General features: G+C 71.1%; 11 protein-coding genes. 10 read left to right on the top strand and 1 reads right to left on the bottom strand.

Going from position 1 to position 13,676, the window contains the following annotated elements:
• Positions 1 to 7: 7 nt before the first annotated feature.
• A complete protein-coding gene (locus tag HTZ77_RS00280) occupies positions 8 to 568 on the top strand; it encodes an NAD-dependent epimerase/dehydratase family protein (RefSeq protein WP_328808342.1) in 561 nt (186 codons plus the stop codon).
• Positions 569 to 726: 158 nt separating this feature from the next.
• Positions 727 to 1,281 carry a calcium-binding protein gene (locus HTZ77_RS00285; RefSeq protein WP_175587377.1) on the top strand — a complete coding sequence of 185 codons (555 nt, stop codon included), beginning with the start codon at positions 727 to 729 and terminating at the stop codon, positions 1,279 to 1,281.
• A 53-nt stretch (positions 1,282 to 1,334) separates the two neighbouring features.
• Here the strand turns inward: HTZ77_RS00285 and HTZ77_RS00290 are convergent, their stop codons facing one another.
• On the bottom strand, positions 1,335 to 3,389 hold the full coding sequence (locus HTZ77_RS00290; RefSeq protein ID WP_328808343.1) for a family 10 glycosylhydrolase: 2,055 nt from the start codon (positions 3,387 to 3,389) through the stop codon (positions 1,335 to 1,337).
• Positions 3,390 to 3,618: 229 nt separating this feature from the next.
• Here HTZ77_RS00290 and HTZ77_RS00295 point away from each other — a divergent pair, with 229 nt between their 5' ends.
• The 8 genes from HTZ77_RS00295 to recD2 all read left to right on the top strand — a co-directional run bounded on the left by HTZ77_RS00295 (position 3,619) and on the right by recD2 (position 13,624).
• Positions 3,619 to 5,142, top strand: a complete 1,524-nt coding sequence (locus HTZ77_RS00295; protein ID WP_175587378.1) for a golvesin C-terminal-like domain-containing protein — start codon at positions 3,619 to 3,621, stop codon at positions 5,140 to 5,142.
• A gap of 172 nt (positions 5,143 to 5,314) precedes the next feature.
• Positions 5,315 to 6,406: an ABC transporter ATP-binding protein gene (locus tag HTZ77_RS00300; protein ID WP_175587379.1), complete on the top strand. Its 1,092-nt coding sequence runs from the start codon at positions 5,315 to 5,317 to the stop codon at positions 6,404 to 6,406.
• On the top strand, positions 6,399 to 7,490 hold the full coding sequence (locus HTZ77_RS00305; RefSeq protein WP_175587380.1) for an ABC transporter ATP-binding protein: 1,092 nt from the start codon (positions 6,399 to 6,401) through the stop codon (positions 7,488 to 7,490). The genes HTZ77_RS00300 and HTZ77_RS00305 overlap by 8 nt, the downstream gene beginning before the upstream one ends.
• A complete protein-coding gene (locus tag HTZ77_RS00310; protein WP_175587381.1) occupies positions 7,487 to 8,416 on the top strand; it encodes a carbohydrate ABC transporter permease in 930 nt (309 codons plus the stop codon). The genes HTZ77_RS00305 and HTZ77_RS00310 overlap by 4 nt, the downstream gene beginning before the upstream one ends.
• Positions 8,417 to 8,421: 5 nt before the next feature.
• A complete protein-coding gene (locus tag HTZ77_RS00315; protein ID WP_175587382.1) occupies positions 8,422 to 9,279 on the top strand; it encodes a carbohydrate ABC transporter permease in 858 nt (285 codons plus the stop codon).
• A complete protein-coding gene (locus tag HTZ77_RS00320; protein WP_205301938.1) occupies positions 9,279 to 9,581 on the top strand; it encodes a DUF2160 domain-containing protein in 303 nt (100 codons plus the stop codon). Before HTZ77_RS00315 ends, HTZ77_RS00320 begins: the two co-directional genes overlap by 1 nt.
• Before the next feature lie 15 nt (positions 9,582 to 9,596).
• A complete protein-coding gene (locus HTZ77_RS00325) occupies positions 9,597 to 11,372 on the top strand; it encodes an ABC transporter substrate-binding protein (RefSeq protein ID WP_175587383.1) in 1,776 nt (591 codons plus the stop codon).
• 68 nt (positions 11,373 to 11,440) lie between these two features.
• Positions 11,441 to 13,624 (top strand): SF1B family DNA helicase RecD2, encoded by a 2,184-nt coding sequence (gene recD2, locus HTZ77_RS00330; protein ID WP_328808344.1) that lies wholly within the window; start codon positions 11,441 to 11,443, stop codon positions 13,622 to 13,624.
• Positions 13,625 to 13,676 lie beyond the last annotated feature (52 nt).

Genomic DNA, 13,676 nt, shown 5'->3' on the forward strand with positions numbered 1-13,676 from the left:
TCGCTTCGTGAACATCTCCAGCGAGACCGTTCCCGGCTACTTCTTCTGCGAGCGCCCGTTCCTGCCGGACTACGCGCCCGTGGACGAGGACCACCCGATCCGGCCGCAGGACCCGTACGCGCTGTCCAAGCACTTCGGCGAGCAGCTCATGGACGCGGCGGTGCGCCGCTCCGACATCCGGTGCGTCTCGCTGCGGCCGAGCTGGGTGCAGCACGAGGGCAACTACGAGCGCAACCTCGGCCCGCAGGTCCGCGAGCCCGGGGAGATCGGCGCCGGGCTGTGGAGCTACACCGACGTGTACGACCTGGCGGACGCCATCGTGCTGGCCGTGGAGTCCGACCTGCCGGGCCACGAGGTGTTCTACATCGCCGCGCCGGACAACGCGGGCGGCCACGACTTCGCCACGACGCTGCGCCGCGTCCACGGCGGCGCCATCGAGCTGCGGGAGCTGTCGCGGCCGGACTCCTCGGGCCTGTCCTCCGCCAAGGCCATGCGCCTGCTCGGCTACCGGCCGAAGCGGTCGTGGCGCGACTACCTCGACGAGGACGGCCGCGCCAGGGCGAAGTAACCGCGCGTTCCGCGTAAGACGACCAGGACGATCCCCCTTCGCCCCTGCTTCCATGTCGGCATGTGACACGAGCCGCCCGGAAGCGGAGAGGAGAAGGACTTCCGCACGACTGCACCAGGGGGCCCATCCACTTCACCAACACACGGGAGAAAACACCCATGTCTCGTTCCATCTGGGGGAAGGCGCTGCTCGCGGGAGCGGCCCTGACGGGATCGGCCCTCCTCCTCGGCGCCCCGGCCCACGCCTACGGCGCCTCAGCCCCGCATGCCTCCACGCGCGCCGCCCTCGCACCGGTCGTGGTGTCGAGGACGGGTTCGACGATCGTGGTGCGGGCCGGCGCCGAGGCCAACGGCCTCGACGTCAACGGCAGCGCCGGCGCGTCCCTCACGGTCACCGACACGCTCGCCCAGGTCACCGCGGGCGCCGGCTGCCAGCAGCTCGGCGCGCTCGTCCGCTGCTCGACCGTGGGGGTCACCCGCCTCAGCGTCACCGCCTCCCTGGGCGACGACGCGGTGCGCAACAACACCAACATCCCGAGCGCGCTCAGCGGCGGCCCCGGCCGTGACCGCGTCTTCGGCGGCTCGGCGGCCGACACGCTGAGCGGCGGCACCGGCGACGACATCCTCAGCGGCGGCGCCGGGACCGACCACATCAACGGCGGCGACGGCGTCGACACCTGCACCGCCGAGACCGAGATCAACTGCGAGCTGTAGATCTCACCCACGGCCCCGCCTCCGAGGATGGCCCCCGGGGGCGGGCCTGAGCGTCAGATCTTGGTGATGCGGACCGCGTCGGCGATGACGTAGCCGGTCGTCGAGGTCCAGCGGCTGACGCCGACCACGTTGTACGTGCCCGCGTTCAGCGTGTACGTGCCCAGCGTGCGCCACACGCCGCCGCCCGTGCGCTGGTCCACGGTGACCGTCTGGTTGCCGGTGCTCGCGGCCACGACGTACGGCGTCGCGCTGTTGTATCCCGCGTTCGAGGGGTACCAGACCTCGACCTTGTAGCTGCCCGCGCTCGGGATCGCCGCCTTGAACCAGGCCGGGTCGCTGGCGGAGACCGGGTCGGCGAAGCGGTAGTCCGTGCCGTGGAGCTGTGAGGAGTACGTGGAGGTGCCCCACGACGAGCTCGCCGTGAAGCCGGCGTCCGCGTTGTCCACCGTCACGCTGAACGACGTCCCGCTGCCCGCCACCGCCTTGCCCGCGCTGGGGTCGCTCTCCTGGTGGGTGCGGTTGAGCGCGGTCACGTAGTACGTGTAGGCGGCCGTGGCCGAGGCCGTGGCGTCGGTGAAGGTGGTCTTGCGGGTGGTGGTCAGCAGGTTACGGGCGTCGGCGAAGGCGCACGGGTCGGCGGTCGGGGGCGAGCCGTCGACCCGGTAGACCGCGTACGCGGTGCCGGAGCCCTGCCAGGTGAGGGCGACGCCGCCCGAGCCGCGCGTGGCCGCGCTGATCGCCGGCGCCGCGGGGGCGGCGGCCGTGCCGCGGGCGGGCAGCAGCGCGGGCCTGGTGTAGTGGGTGGAGACGACCTTGGTGAAGCTGCCGATCCGGTCGGCCTTGACGTCCTTGGCGGAGAAGTAGACGTCGCCGAGCACCTCGGGCCTGCTGCGGTTGTAGGTGAGGTGGTCGCTCAGCTCGGCGGGGTCCTGCCAGGCGGCGTCCTGGCCGGAGGCGCCGGCCCGGTAGGCGGCCTGCCCGATGACGAGCTGGACGCCCGTCCCGCGCACCACGTCGGACCACCAGGCGGTCAGCACCTTGTAGTCGGCCGCGGTGTTGCCGATGTGCCAGTAGATCTGCGGCGACAGGTAGTCGACCCAGCCCTGTCTCACCCACTGCCGGCTGTCGGCGTAGATCGCGTCGTACGACTGGAGGCCGGAGGTGGCCGAGCCGAGCGGGTCGGTCGAGGAGTTGCGCCAGATGCCGAACGGGCTGATGCCGAACGTCACCCACGACTTGGCGGCGTGGATGCGCTGGTCCATCTCGCGGACGAGCTTGTTGACGTTGTCGCGCCGCCAGTCGGCGATGCTGGAGAACCCGCCGCCGTACTCGGCGTAGGTGGCCGAGTCGGGGATCGTCTGGCCGCTGACCGGATACGGGTAGAAGTAGTCGTCCAGGTGGACGCCGTCGAGGTCGTAGCGGGTGACGGCGTCCATGATGGCGTCCTCGATGAAGGCGCGCACGGCGGGGATGCCGGGGTTGTAGTACAGCTTGCCGCCGTAGGCGAAGCGCCAGCTCGGGTGGGTGCGGGCCGGGTGGGTGGAGACGAGCTTGGTGGGGTCGTCGTGGTTGGCGACCCGGTACGGGTTGAACCAGGCGTGGAACTCCAGGTTGCGGGCGTGGGCCTCGCTGACCATGAACGCGAGCGGGTCGTAGCCGGGGTCCTTGCCCTGGGTGCCGGTCAGCCACTGCGACCACGGCTCGTACGTGGAGGGCCAGAACGCGTCGGCCGTGGGCCGTACCTGCACGACCACGGCGTTCATCCGCTTCTGCACGGCGAGGTCGAGCCACGCACGGAACTCGGACTGCTGGGCCGAGACGCTGAGGCCGGGGGCGCTGGGCCAGTCGATGTTGGCCACCGAGGAGATCCACATGGCCCGGAGCTGGCGCTTCGGCTTGGCCGGGTCGGCGGTGCAGGCGGCGGTGACCGCGGCGGAGCCCTGCGCGGTGGCGGGCGCGGCCGGGGCGAGCAGCGTGGCGGCGGCGGCGACGAGCGCGGCCACGGCGGCACGCAGGGAGCGGGAGGGGCGGGACGAGCGGGGGGCAGGTAAGGCGCGGGGGGCGGACGCGGCGAGCCGGCTTGACAGGCTCCCGTGGTGCGTGGTCACGAAGAGAAGTTTCAGCGACCACTACTCGGAGCGCAATAGTCTTCACAGATCCGAGGGGGCCCAACTTCACGGCCACCTTACGCCGGCAAGTGTCTCAAGACCCCTCAAAACCTGACAATCCCATCGCGCGGGCGAAAAGTTTCTTCTAACTCCCCATTAATGTCAATTATCGACATCTGTCATGGAATGCGCCTACTGTGCGACCGTCACCCCCAACGAGGAGCTCCCCATGACATTCGCCCGCACGCGATTAGTCGCTCTCGTCACCTCCGCCCTCCTCACCAGCCTCGCCGTCGGCGCCGCCCCCGCCCAGGCCGCCCGCGAGACCCCCCTCCAGGCCGCCTTCGCCAAGGCCGCCGCCCAGAACGACGTCCCCCGCGACCTGCTCGTCGCCCTCGCCTACGCCGAGACCCACCTCGACGGCCACCAGGGCGAGCCCAGCGCCAGCGGCGGCTACGGCGTCATGCACCTGGTCAGCAACCCCGTCAACCACTCCCTGGAGAAGGCCGCCGAGCTGACGAAGCTCCCGGCCGAGAAGCTGCGCGCCGACGACACGGCCAACATCGCGGGCGGCGCCGCCGTCCTGCGCTCCCTCGCCGACGAGCAGGGGCTCGACGAGGCCGCCCGCAAGGACTCCGGCCGCTGGTACCAGGCCGTGGCCAAGTACGGCAACGCCTCCTCGCCCGAGCTGGCCCGCCTGTACGCCGACTCCGTCTACGAGCTGCTCGGCCTCGGCATCCAGGCCAAGGGCGTGACGGTCAAGCCGCAGGAGGTCACCGCCGACCGCGGCGACCTGGCGGGCGCCCGCGACCTCAGTGCCAAGGCCGAGAGCTCCTCCGGCCTCCTGGCCGCCGCCGACTACCCGAACGCGACCTGGGTCGCCGCCAGCTCCAGCAACTACACGGCCTCCAGCCGTGAGTCGTCGTACAACATCGACCGCGTGGTCATCCACGTCACCCAGGGCTCGTACGCCGGCACCATCTCCTGGTTCCAGAACTCCAGCGCCAAGGTCTCGGCCCACTACGTGGTCAAGTCCTCCAACGGCGCCATCACCCAGATGGTGCGGGACAAGGACATCGCCTGGCACGCGGGCAACTGGGACTACAACACCCGTTCCATCGGCATCGAGCACGAGGGCTACGTCAGCGAGGCCTCGTGGTTCACCGACGCCATGTACCGGTCCTCGGCCGCGCTGACCCGCTGGGTCTGCGACAAGTACGGCATCCCGAAGGACCGCTCGCACATCATCGGCCACAACGAGGTCCCCGGCGCCGACCACACCGACCCCGGTCAGTACTGGAACTGGACCACGTACATGAACTACGTGACCGGCGGCGGCACGCCGACGTGGAGCGCCACGGTCGACAACTCCACCTCCGGCCAGTTCACCGCCAGCGCCAACTGGGGCACCTCCACCTACTCCGGCCAGCGCTACGGAGCCGACTACCGCTTCGCCGACCCGGTGTCCGCCAGCGACGTCGCCTGGTACCAGGCGAACATCCCGAGCGCGGGCACCTACAAGGTCGAGGTCTGGTATCCGGCCGACGCCGGTTACAACAGCTCGGCGCCGTACGTCGTGGCGACGTCGAGCGGCAACCAGACCGTGTACGTCGACCAACGCTCGGGCGGCGGAGCCTGGCGCAGCCTCGGGACGTTCTCCCTCAACGCCGGCACGGCCAACGTGGTCGGCGTGAGCCGGTGGACGGGCGGTACCGGCTACGTCATCGCGGACGCCGTCCGCATCAGCAAGTAGCTCCACGAACCCCCGGTGCGGTCCGCGCCGCGGCGTCCGGCGCGGACCGCCCGGCGCGGATCGCACGGGCCGGAAACGGCCTAGGCAGGCACAAGCGGCTCATGTTAGATGGAGGGACATTCACCCGACTCTCGCAGCAACCGATCCGGCACCGGCAGAGAGGACCGGGCACATGGCGCTGACCCTCGACGGCGTCCGCGTACGCAGACGAGGAGAGGTCTGGCTCGACGGCATCGACCTCGAGTTACCGAGCGGGATGACGACGCTGCTCGGCCCGATGACGGCCGGCAAGACCACCCTGATGCGGGTGGCCGCCGGGCTGCTGCCGCCCGACTCGGGGCGGGTGGTCGTCAACGGCCAGGACGTCACGGGCGTGTCGGTGCGCAAGCGCTCCGTCGCCTTCGTCTACCAGCAGTTCGTCAACTATCCCTCCCTCACCGTCCACGAGAACATCGCCTCCCCCCTGCGCCTGGACCGCTCGTTCCCCCAGCAGCACGTCGACCGGCGGGTGCGCGAGGTGGCCGAGCTGATGGGCATCGCCGAGCTGCTGGAGCGGCGGCCGGCCGAGCTGTCGGGCGGCCAGCAGCAGCGCACCGCGATCGCCCGCGCGCTGGCCCGTCCCGTCGACCTGCTCCTGCTCGACGAGCCGCTGGCCAACCTCGACTTCAAGCTGCGCGAGCAGCTCCGCTCCGACCTGAAGAGCATGTTCAGGCAGTCGCCCGGCCTGGTCCTGTACGCGACGTCCGACCCGGCCGAGGCGCTGGCGTTCGCGGCGCCGGCCGTGGTCCTCGGCGAGGGCCGGGTGCTGGACACCGGCGAGGTCGCCGCCCTCTACGCGCACCCGCCCACCCTGGCCGTGGCCGCCGCGCTCAGCGACCCGCCGCTCAACCTGCTGCCGGGCACCGTGCGGGAGGGCCGGGTCGAGGTCCTGGGCGCCTCGTTCCCGGCGCCGCGCGCGCACGCCTCCGGCCGTGACGTCGTGCTGGCCGTACGGCCCCACCACGTGTCCATCGACCCGGCCGGGGACGGCGCGCTGGAGTTCCCGGCCGAGGTCCGGCTGGCCGAGGTGACGGGCAGCGCCACGTTCGTCCACCTGCTGCTGCCCGGCGGCAGGCACCTGGTGGCCCAGCTCGACGGGCCGCGCGCGTTCACCCCCGGCGACCGGGCGACGGCGTACGTGGACCCGGCGCACGCCTTCCTGTTCGACGAGTCGGGCGGGCGGCTGCTCGCCGAGTCCGCCGCGGAGGTCGACCTGCATGGCTGACATCCGCCTGGAGGACGTGGGACACAGCTACGACGGCGGGCGGACGTGGGCCGTACGGCCGATGACCTGGACGTGGCGCTCCGGCCGGGCGTACGCGCTGCTCGGACCCAGCGGATGCGGCAAGACGACGCTGCTCAACATCATGTCGGGCCTCATCACGCCGACGACCGGCCGCGTCTGGTTCGGCGAGCGCGAGGTGACCTCGGTCCCGACCGCGGGACGCAACATCGCGCAGGTCTTCCAGTTCCCGGTGCTGTACGAGGAGATGTCGGTCTACGACAACCTCGCCTTCCCGCTGCGCAACCGGCGCTACCCGAAGGACGAGGTGGACCGGCGGGTGCGCGCGGTGTCGCGGATGCTGGGCCTGGACGCCCACCTGGGACGCCGGTCGCGGCGGCTGGACCCGGGCCGCCAGCAGATCGTCAGCCTGGGCCGCGGCCTGGTGCGCTCGGACGTGGCGGCCGTGCTGCTGGACGAGCCGCTGACCGTGGTGGACCCGGCCATCCGATGGACGCTGCGCAGCACGCTGAAGGAGATCCACCGCGACACCGGCCACACGCTGGTGTACGTCACCCACGACCAGACCGAGGCGCTGACGTTCGCCGACGAGGTGGTCGTGCTCAAGGACGGGGCGATCGTGCAGGCCGGCGAGCCGGCGGAGCTGTTCCTGTCGCCCGCGCACGAGTTCGTCGGCCACTTCATCGGCTCGCCCGGCATGAACACGCTTCCCGGGGAGGTCGCGGACGGCCTGGTCCGGGTGGGCGGGCAGGTGGTCGGGCGCGCGGACGAGCCGCTGCCGGCGGGCCCGGTGCGCGTCGGGGTGCGGCCCGAGTTCGCCCGGCTCGGCGACGGGCCGGGCTCGCCGGGGCTGCCCGCCGAGGTGACCGCTGTGGACCGGATGGGCGCCTACGACCTGGTCCACGTGCGGGCCGGGGGGCATCCGCTGGTGGCCCGGGCCGAGGCGGGCTCGCCGTACGAGCCGGGAGCGGCCGAGTTCGTGCGCTTCACCGGCGGCCGGGTCTTCCTGTTCCGCGACGAGGTCCGCTGCGGGCAGGTCGTCCCCCTGAACGGGAGGGCTGGATGACGGTCACCGAACCGGTCGAGGACCCCGCCGTGACGGCGGCCGAGGAGCCGGACCGGCGGCCCGAGGCCAAGCCGAAGGACAACCGGGCGTGGCTGCTCGTGCTGCCCGTCGTCGTCTGCGTGACGTTCACCGCGCTCATCCCGCTCATGACGGTCGTCAACTACTCCGTGCAGGACATCTTCAGCCCCAGCGACCGGATCTTCGTCGGGCTGGAGTGGTTCCGCTCGGTGACGCGCGATCCCGAGGTGCGCGGCGCGTTCCTGCGGACCCTGATGTTCTCGGCGCAGGTCCTGCTGATCGAGATCCCGCTCGGCGTGGCGATCGCCGTCGCGATGCCGCGCCGCGGCTGGACGGTGTCGGCGGCGCTCGTGGTCGTCGCGCTGCCGCTGCTCATCCCGTGGAACGTCGTCGGCACGATCTGGCAGATCTTCGCCCGGGGCGACATCGGGCTCGGCGGCTGGGCGATCAACCAGGTGCCGGGCGTGGACTTCAACTACACGCTGGACTCGACGGACGCCTGGATCACGGTGCTCGTCATGGACGTGTGGCACTGGACGCCGCTGGTGGCGCTGCTCGCGTACGCGGCGCTGCGCTCGATCCCGGAGCCGTACTTCCAGGCGGCGCAGATCGACGGCGCGTCGGCGTGGGCGACGTTCCGCCGCATCCAGCTCCCCCGGCTGCGCGGGGTGCTGACGATCGCGATCCTGCTGCGGTTCATGGACAGCTTCATGATCTACACGGAGCCGTTCGTGGTGACCGGCGGCGGGCCGGGCAACGCCACGTCGTTCCTCAGCGTCCTGCTGTCGAAGATCGCCGTCGGGCAGTTCGACCTCGGGCCCGCGGGCGCGTTCTCGCTGCTCTACTTCCTCATCGTGCAGATCGTCTCGTACGTCTTCTTCACCGTGCTGACCCGGAGCGGGAGGTGAGCGGCATGACCGGCGCCCCCGCTTCTTCACCGGAGCCCGCCGTGGCGCGGCGGGCGGGGCGGCAGCTCCCCTGGGCCAGGACCGTCTTCTGGCTCTACGCCGCCACGCTCATGCTGCCGCTGCTGTGGATGTTCGGCATGTCGATCCGCCCGAACGAGGACATCCTCGGCGGCTTCTCGATCGTCCCGCAGCGGGCCACGCTGGACAACTACGCCACGTTCTTCAGCGACTCGTCGTGGTACTCCAGCTACCTCAACTCGATCGTGTACACGTCGCTCAACGCGGTCATGTCGCTCGTCGTGGCGATCCCGGCGGCGTACGCGTTCTCCCGGTTCAGGTTCGCCGGCGACCGGCACCTGTTCTTCTGGCTGCTCACCAACCGGATGGCGCCGCCGGCCGTGTTCCTGCTGCCGTTCTTCCAGATCTACCAGAGCGTCGGCCTGTTCGACACGCATCTCGGCGTCGCCATCGCGCACATGCTGTTCAACGTGCCGCTGGCCGTGTGGATCCTCGAAGGGTTCATGTCCGGGATCCCGCGCGAGATCGACGAGACCGCCGCCATCGACGGCTACTCGCTGCCGCGCTTCTTCGTCCGGATCTTCCTGCCGATGATCCGCTCCGCGATCGGCGTCACCGCGTTCTTCTGCTTCATGTTCAGCTGGGTCGAGCTGCTGATCGCCCGGACCATCACCTCCGTGAACGCCAAGCCGATCGCCGCCACCATGACCCGCACGGTCAGCGCCGCGGGCGTCGACTGGGGGCTCCTCGCGGCCGCCGGCGTGCTGACGATCATCCCGGGGGCCGTGGTCATCTGGTTCGTCCGCAACTACGTGGCCAAGGGTTTCGCGCTGGGGAGGGTGTGATGGGTCCGCTGGGTCCGCGTCCCGCCGTGCTGGAGTGGATGGTCTGGACGGCGCCCACCGCGCTGGTGTTCGCCGGCCTGGGCGCGCTGCTGTGCGTCATGGCGGTGTGGGCGAAGGTGTCGCCGCCGGTGGCGCGCCGGGGCTTCCTGCGCATCGAGACCGACCGCGGCGACCGGCTCTACATCGGGCTGATCAGCGCGGCCGTGGTGCTCGCGGGCTGGATCGCCGTCACGGACCTGTCGATGTGGCTCGCGCTGGGGTGCGCGCTGCTGGTGGCGGTGGTCATCGGGATATGGGGTTGAGAGAGAGGACGGACCATGCCGTTACCGCTCCACACCAGAGTCACCCGGACGAGGACGGCCGCCGCCGCGGCCGCGCTCGTCCTGTTCGCCGCGGCCTGCTCGCAGGGTGACGGGCCGCGCAAGAGCGACTGGACCGAGGCCGGCGGCAAGGCGGCGGCGCAGAAGTGGGTCACGCAGGAGTTCACGCCGAGCACCCTGTCCAAGGACCAGCAGCTCGCCGAGATGGACTGGTTCATGAAGGCCGCCGCGCCGTACCGCGGCATGGAGATCAACGTGGTGTCGGAGACGATCACCACGCACGAGTACGAGTCACGGCAGCTCGCCAAGGCGTTCGCCGAGATCACCGGGATCAGGGTCAAGCACGACCTGATCCAGGAGGGCGACGTCATCGAGAAGCTGCAGACCCAGATCCAGGGCAACCAGAACATCTACGACGCCTACGTCAACGACTCCGACCTCATCGGCACCCACTCGCGCGGCACCTACGTCTTCCCGCTGTCCGACTACATGGCCGGCGAGGGCAAGGCCGTCACCTCCCCCACGCTCGACCTCGACGACTTCATCGGCATCAGCTTCACCACCGGCCCGGACAAGAAGATCTACCAGCTCCCCGACCAGCAGTTCGCGAACCTCTACTGGTTCCGCTACGACTGGTTCACCGACCCGAAGATCAAGAAGCAGTTCAAGGACGCCTACGGGTACGACCTGGGCGTGCCGGTCAACTGGGCGGCCTACGAGGACATCGCCGACTTCTTCACCAACAAGGTCAACGGCAACGGCACGATCGACGGCAAGAAGGTCTACGGCCACATGGACTACGGCCGCAAGGACCCGTCGCTCGGCTGGCGGTTCACCGACGCGTGGCTGTCCATGGCCGGCAACGGCGACCCCGGCATCCCGAACGGCCTGCCCGTGGACGACTGGGGCATCCGGGTGGAGAACTGCCGGCCCGTCGGCTCGTCCGTCACGCGCGGCGGCGACACCAACGGCCCGGCGTCGGTCTACGCGCTGGCCAAGTACGTGGAGTGGCTGAAGAAGTACGCGCCCAAGGAGGCGGCCGGCCGCAACTTCAGCGAGGCCGGGCCCGTGCCCGCGCAGGGGAACATCGCCCAGCAGATCTTCTGGTACACCACCTTCACCGCCGACATGACCAAGCCGGGCCTGCCCGTCGTGAACGCCGACGGCACCCCCAAGTGGCGCATCGCGCCGAGCCCGCACGGCGTGTACTGGAAGGAGGGCAACAAGCTGGGCTACCAGGACGCCGGCTCGTGGACCCTGCTCCGCAACACCCCGAAGGAGCGCCGCGCCGCCGCCTGGCTGTACGCGCAGTTCGTCACGTCCAAGTCGGTGTCGCTGAAGAAGTCCATCGCCGGCCTGACGTTCATCCGCGACAGCGACATCCGCAGCGACTACTTCAAGCAGAACGCCGCCAAGTACGGCGGCCTGATCGAGTTCTACCGCTCGCCGGCGCGCAAGCAGTGGACCCCGACCGGCACCAACGTGCCCGACTACCCCAAGCTCGCCCAGCTCTGGTGGCAGAACGTGGCGACCGCCGTCACCGGCGAGACCACGCCCCAGCAGTCGATGGACAACCTGGCCAAGCAGCAGGACGAGATCCTGTCCCGGCTGGAGCGGCGCGGCTACGGCGGGAACTGCGCGCCCAAGCTCAACCCCGAGCAGCCCGCCCAGTACTGGCTGGACCAGCCCGGCGCCCCGGTGCCGAAGCTGGCCGACGAGCGGGGCAGGCCCGAGACCGTCGACTACGACAAACTCATCTCCCAGTGGAACTAGGTCCTGCCCGTTCTGTCGGCCCGCTCTTCTAAGCTGGCGAGGCCGTACAGGATGATGGGATCTTCGCCGTGGACGCCTCGGTCACTGTGGACGGCTCTGCCGCCGCGAACGGTTCGGTCGCCGTGGACGCCTCGGTCGAGCAGCTCGTCCACGTCCGCGACGACGGCTACACCGTCGCCCGGGTGAGCACCGACACCGGCCCCGGCCCGGTCGCGCCGAGCTTCGTCGCGACCGGGCGGGCGCTGGCCGGCGTCCAGCCGGGCGAGACGCTCCGGCTGGCCGGCGGGTGGGGCGAGCACGAGCGCCACGGCCGCCGGTTCCAGGTGACGGCGTGCGAGCGGATCGTCCCGTCCACCGTGCGGGCGATCCAGCTCTACCTCGGCTCGGGCCTGATCCGCGGCATCGGCCCGCGCCTGGCCCAGGCCATCGTCAGCCACTTCGGCGAGCGCACCCTGACCGTCATCGACACCGCGCCGGAGCGGCTGACCGAGGTGCTCAACATCGGTCCGGCCCGCCAGAGCCAGATCGTCGAGGCGTGGCGCGAGCAGAAGGCGATCGCCGGGCTGATGGTCGTGCTCCAGGGCTACGGCGTCAGCCCGCTGCTCGCCGCCAAGATCTACCAGGTGTACGGCACGGACTCGGCCGACGTCCTCGCCTCCGACCCGTACCAGCTCATCGGGCGGGTCCGGGGCGTGGCGTTCCACACGGCCGACCGCATCGCGCTCCAGTCGGGGGTGCCGCGCGAGAGCCCGCAGCGGATCAAGGCGGCGCTGCTCGACCGGCTGGAGAACGCCGCCGCCGGGGGCGGCCACTGCTACCTGTCCATGACGGCCCTGGTCGCCCAGACCGCCGAGCTCGTCGAGCAGGACCCCGACCAGGTGCGCCCGATGGTCGACGCCCTGGCCGCCGAGCGGCGGGTGGTCGTCGAGGCCGGGCCCGACCAGGTCGTCGTGTACGCCAAGGAGCTGCACGCGCGCGAGGTCAAGCTGGCCGGCGAGCTGGGCCGGCTCTGGCAGGCCCGCTCGACGCTGCCCATGCGGCCGTTCACCGAGGACCAGGACCTCCACGACGACCAGCGGGCGGCCGTCACGATGGCGCTGACCAGCACCGTGTCCGTCCTGACCGGCGGGCCGGGCTGCGGCAAGAGCCACACGGTCCGGGTGATCGCGGCCACCGTGCGGGCGATGGGCGGCACGGTCACGCTGGCCGCGCCCACGGGCAAGGCGGCCAAGCGGCTGTCGGAGCTGACCGGCCTGCCCGCGATGACCGTCCACCGGATGCTGGCCCACCAGCCCGACCCCGACGCGCTGTTCGACCAGGCGCCGGCGCAGGCCGACCTCGTCGTGGTGGACGAGGCGTCCATGCTCGACCTGCACCTCGCGACCCGGCTGTGCTCGGCGATCCCCTCGGGCGGCCACCTGCTGCTCGTCGGCGACAGCGACCAGCTCCCCAGCATCGGGCCGGGCAGCGTGCTGGCCGACGTGCTGCGCGTGGAGGAGATCCCGCGCGTGCGGCTCACCCACGTCTTCCGGCAGGCCGAGGGCAGCGGCATCATCCGGGGCGCCCACCTCATCCGCGCCGGCGAGCTGCCCCCGCTGCCCGGAGGCGGCGGCTTCTGGTTCGAGGAGCTGGACGACCCGGCCGCCGTGGCCGAGCGCGTCGTCCACCTCGCGACGGTCGCGATCCCGCGCAAGCAGGGCGTCGAGCCCGGCCAGGTGCAGGTCCTGTGCCCGATGCGCAAGGGCGCGGCCGGCACCGCCGAGCTGGGCCGCCTCATCCAGGACCGCCTCAACCCGGCCCGCGAAGGCGCTCCCGAGCACTGGTCCGGCTCGTCGGTCTACCGGGTCGGCGACCGCGTCATGCCGATCCGCAACAACTACGACAAGGGCGTCTTCAACGGCGAGACCGGCACGGTCACCCGGCTGGTGCCGGAGGAGCGGCTGCTGGAGATCCGCATCGACGACGGCGACACGGTCACCTACGGCTTCGACGAGCTCGACGACCTGACCCACGCGTACGCGATCAGCGTCCACCGGTCGCAGGGCAGCGAGTACCCGTTCGTGGTGGCGCCCATCGTGGTGGAGGCGGGCGGCGTCATGCTGCGGCGGCGGCTGCTCTACACGCTGGTGACGCGGGCCCGGGCGTGGGTGGTGCTGGTGGGAGAGCGCAAGGCGCTGGAGCTGGCCGTCCACCTGCTCGGCGGCCGCCGCAACACCGGCCTGCCCCGGCGCCTGTCGCTGGCTGTCGGCTGACGCGCACCTTCTGCCTTCCTTGCCGGAAAAGGTTCAGCTTCGATCACTTTCG

The sequence above is a fragment of the Nonomuraea montanisoli genome (assembly GCF_013363975.1).
In the GTDB taxonomy this organism is placed as follows: Bacteria; Actinomycetota; Actinomycetes; order Streptosporangiales; family Streptosporangiaceae; genus Nonomuraea; species Nonomuraea montanisoli.

Coding starts and splice junctions, on each gene's coding strand:
- HTZ77_RS00285 (WP_175587377.1), top strand. CDS start 727: ATGTCTCGTTCCATCTGGGGGAAGGCGCTGCTCGCGGGAGCGGCCCTG.
- HTZ77_RS00295 (WP_175587378.1), top strand. CDS start 3,619: ATGACATTCGCCCGCACGCGATTAGTCGCTCTCGTCACCTCCGCCCTC.
- HTZ77_RS00300 (WP_175587379.1), top strand. CDS start 5,315: ATGGCGCTGACCCTCGACGGCGTCCGCGTACGCAGACGAGGAGAGGTC.
- HTZ77_RS00305 (WP_175587380.1), top strand. CDS start 6,399: ATGGCTGACATCCGCCTGGAGGACGTGGGACACAGCTACGACGGCGGG.
- HTZ77_RS00310 (WP_175587381.1), top strand. CDS start 7,487: ATGACGGTCACCGAACCGGTCGAGGACCCCGCCGTGACGGCGGCCGAG.
- HTZ77_RS00315 (WP_175587382.1), top strand. CDS start 8,422: ATGACCGGCGCCCCCGCTTCTTCACCGGAGCCCGCCGTGGCGCGGCGG.
- HTZ77_RS00320 (WP_205301938.1), top strand. CDS start 9,279: ATGGGTCCGCTGGGTCCGCGTCCCGCCGTGCTGGAGTGGATGGTCTGG.
- HTZ77_RS00325 (WP_175587383.1), top strand. CDS start 9,597: ATGCCGTTACCGCTCCACACCAGAGTCACCCGGACGAGGACGGCCGCC.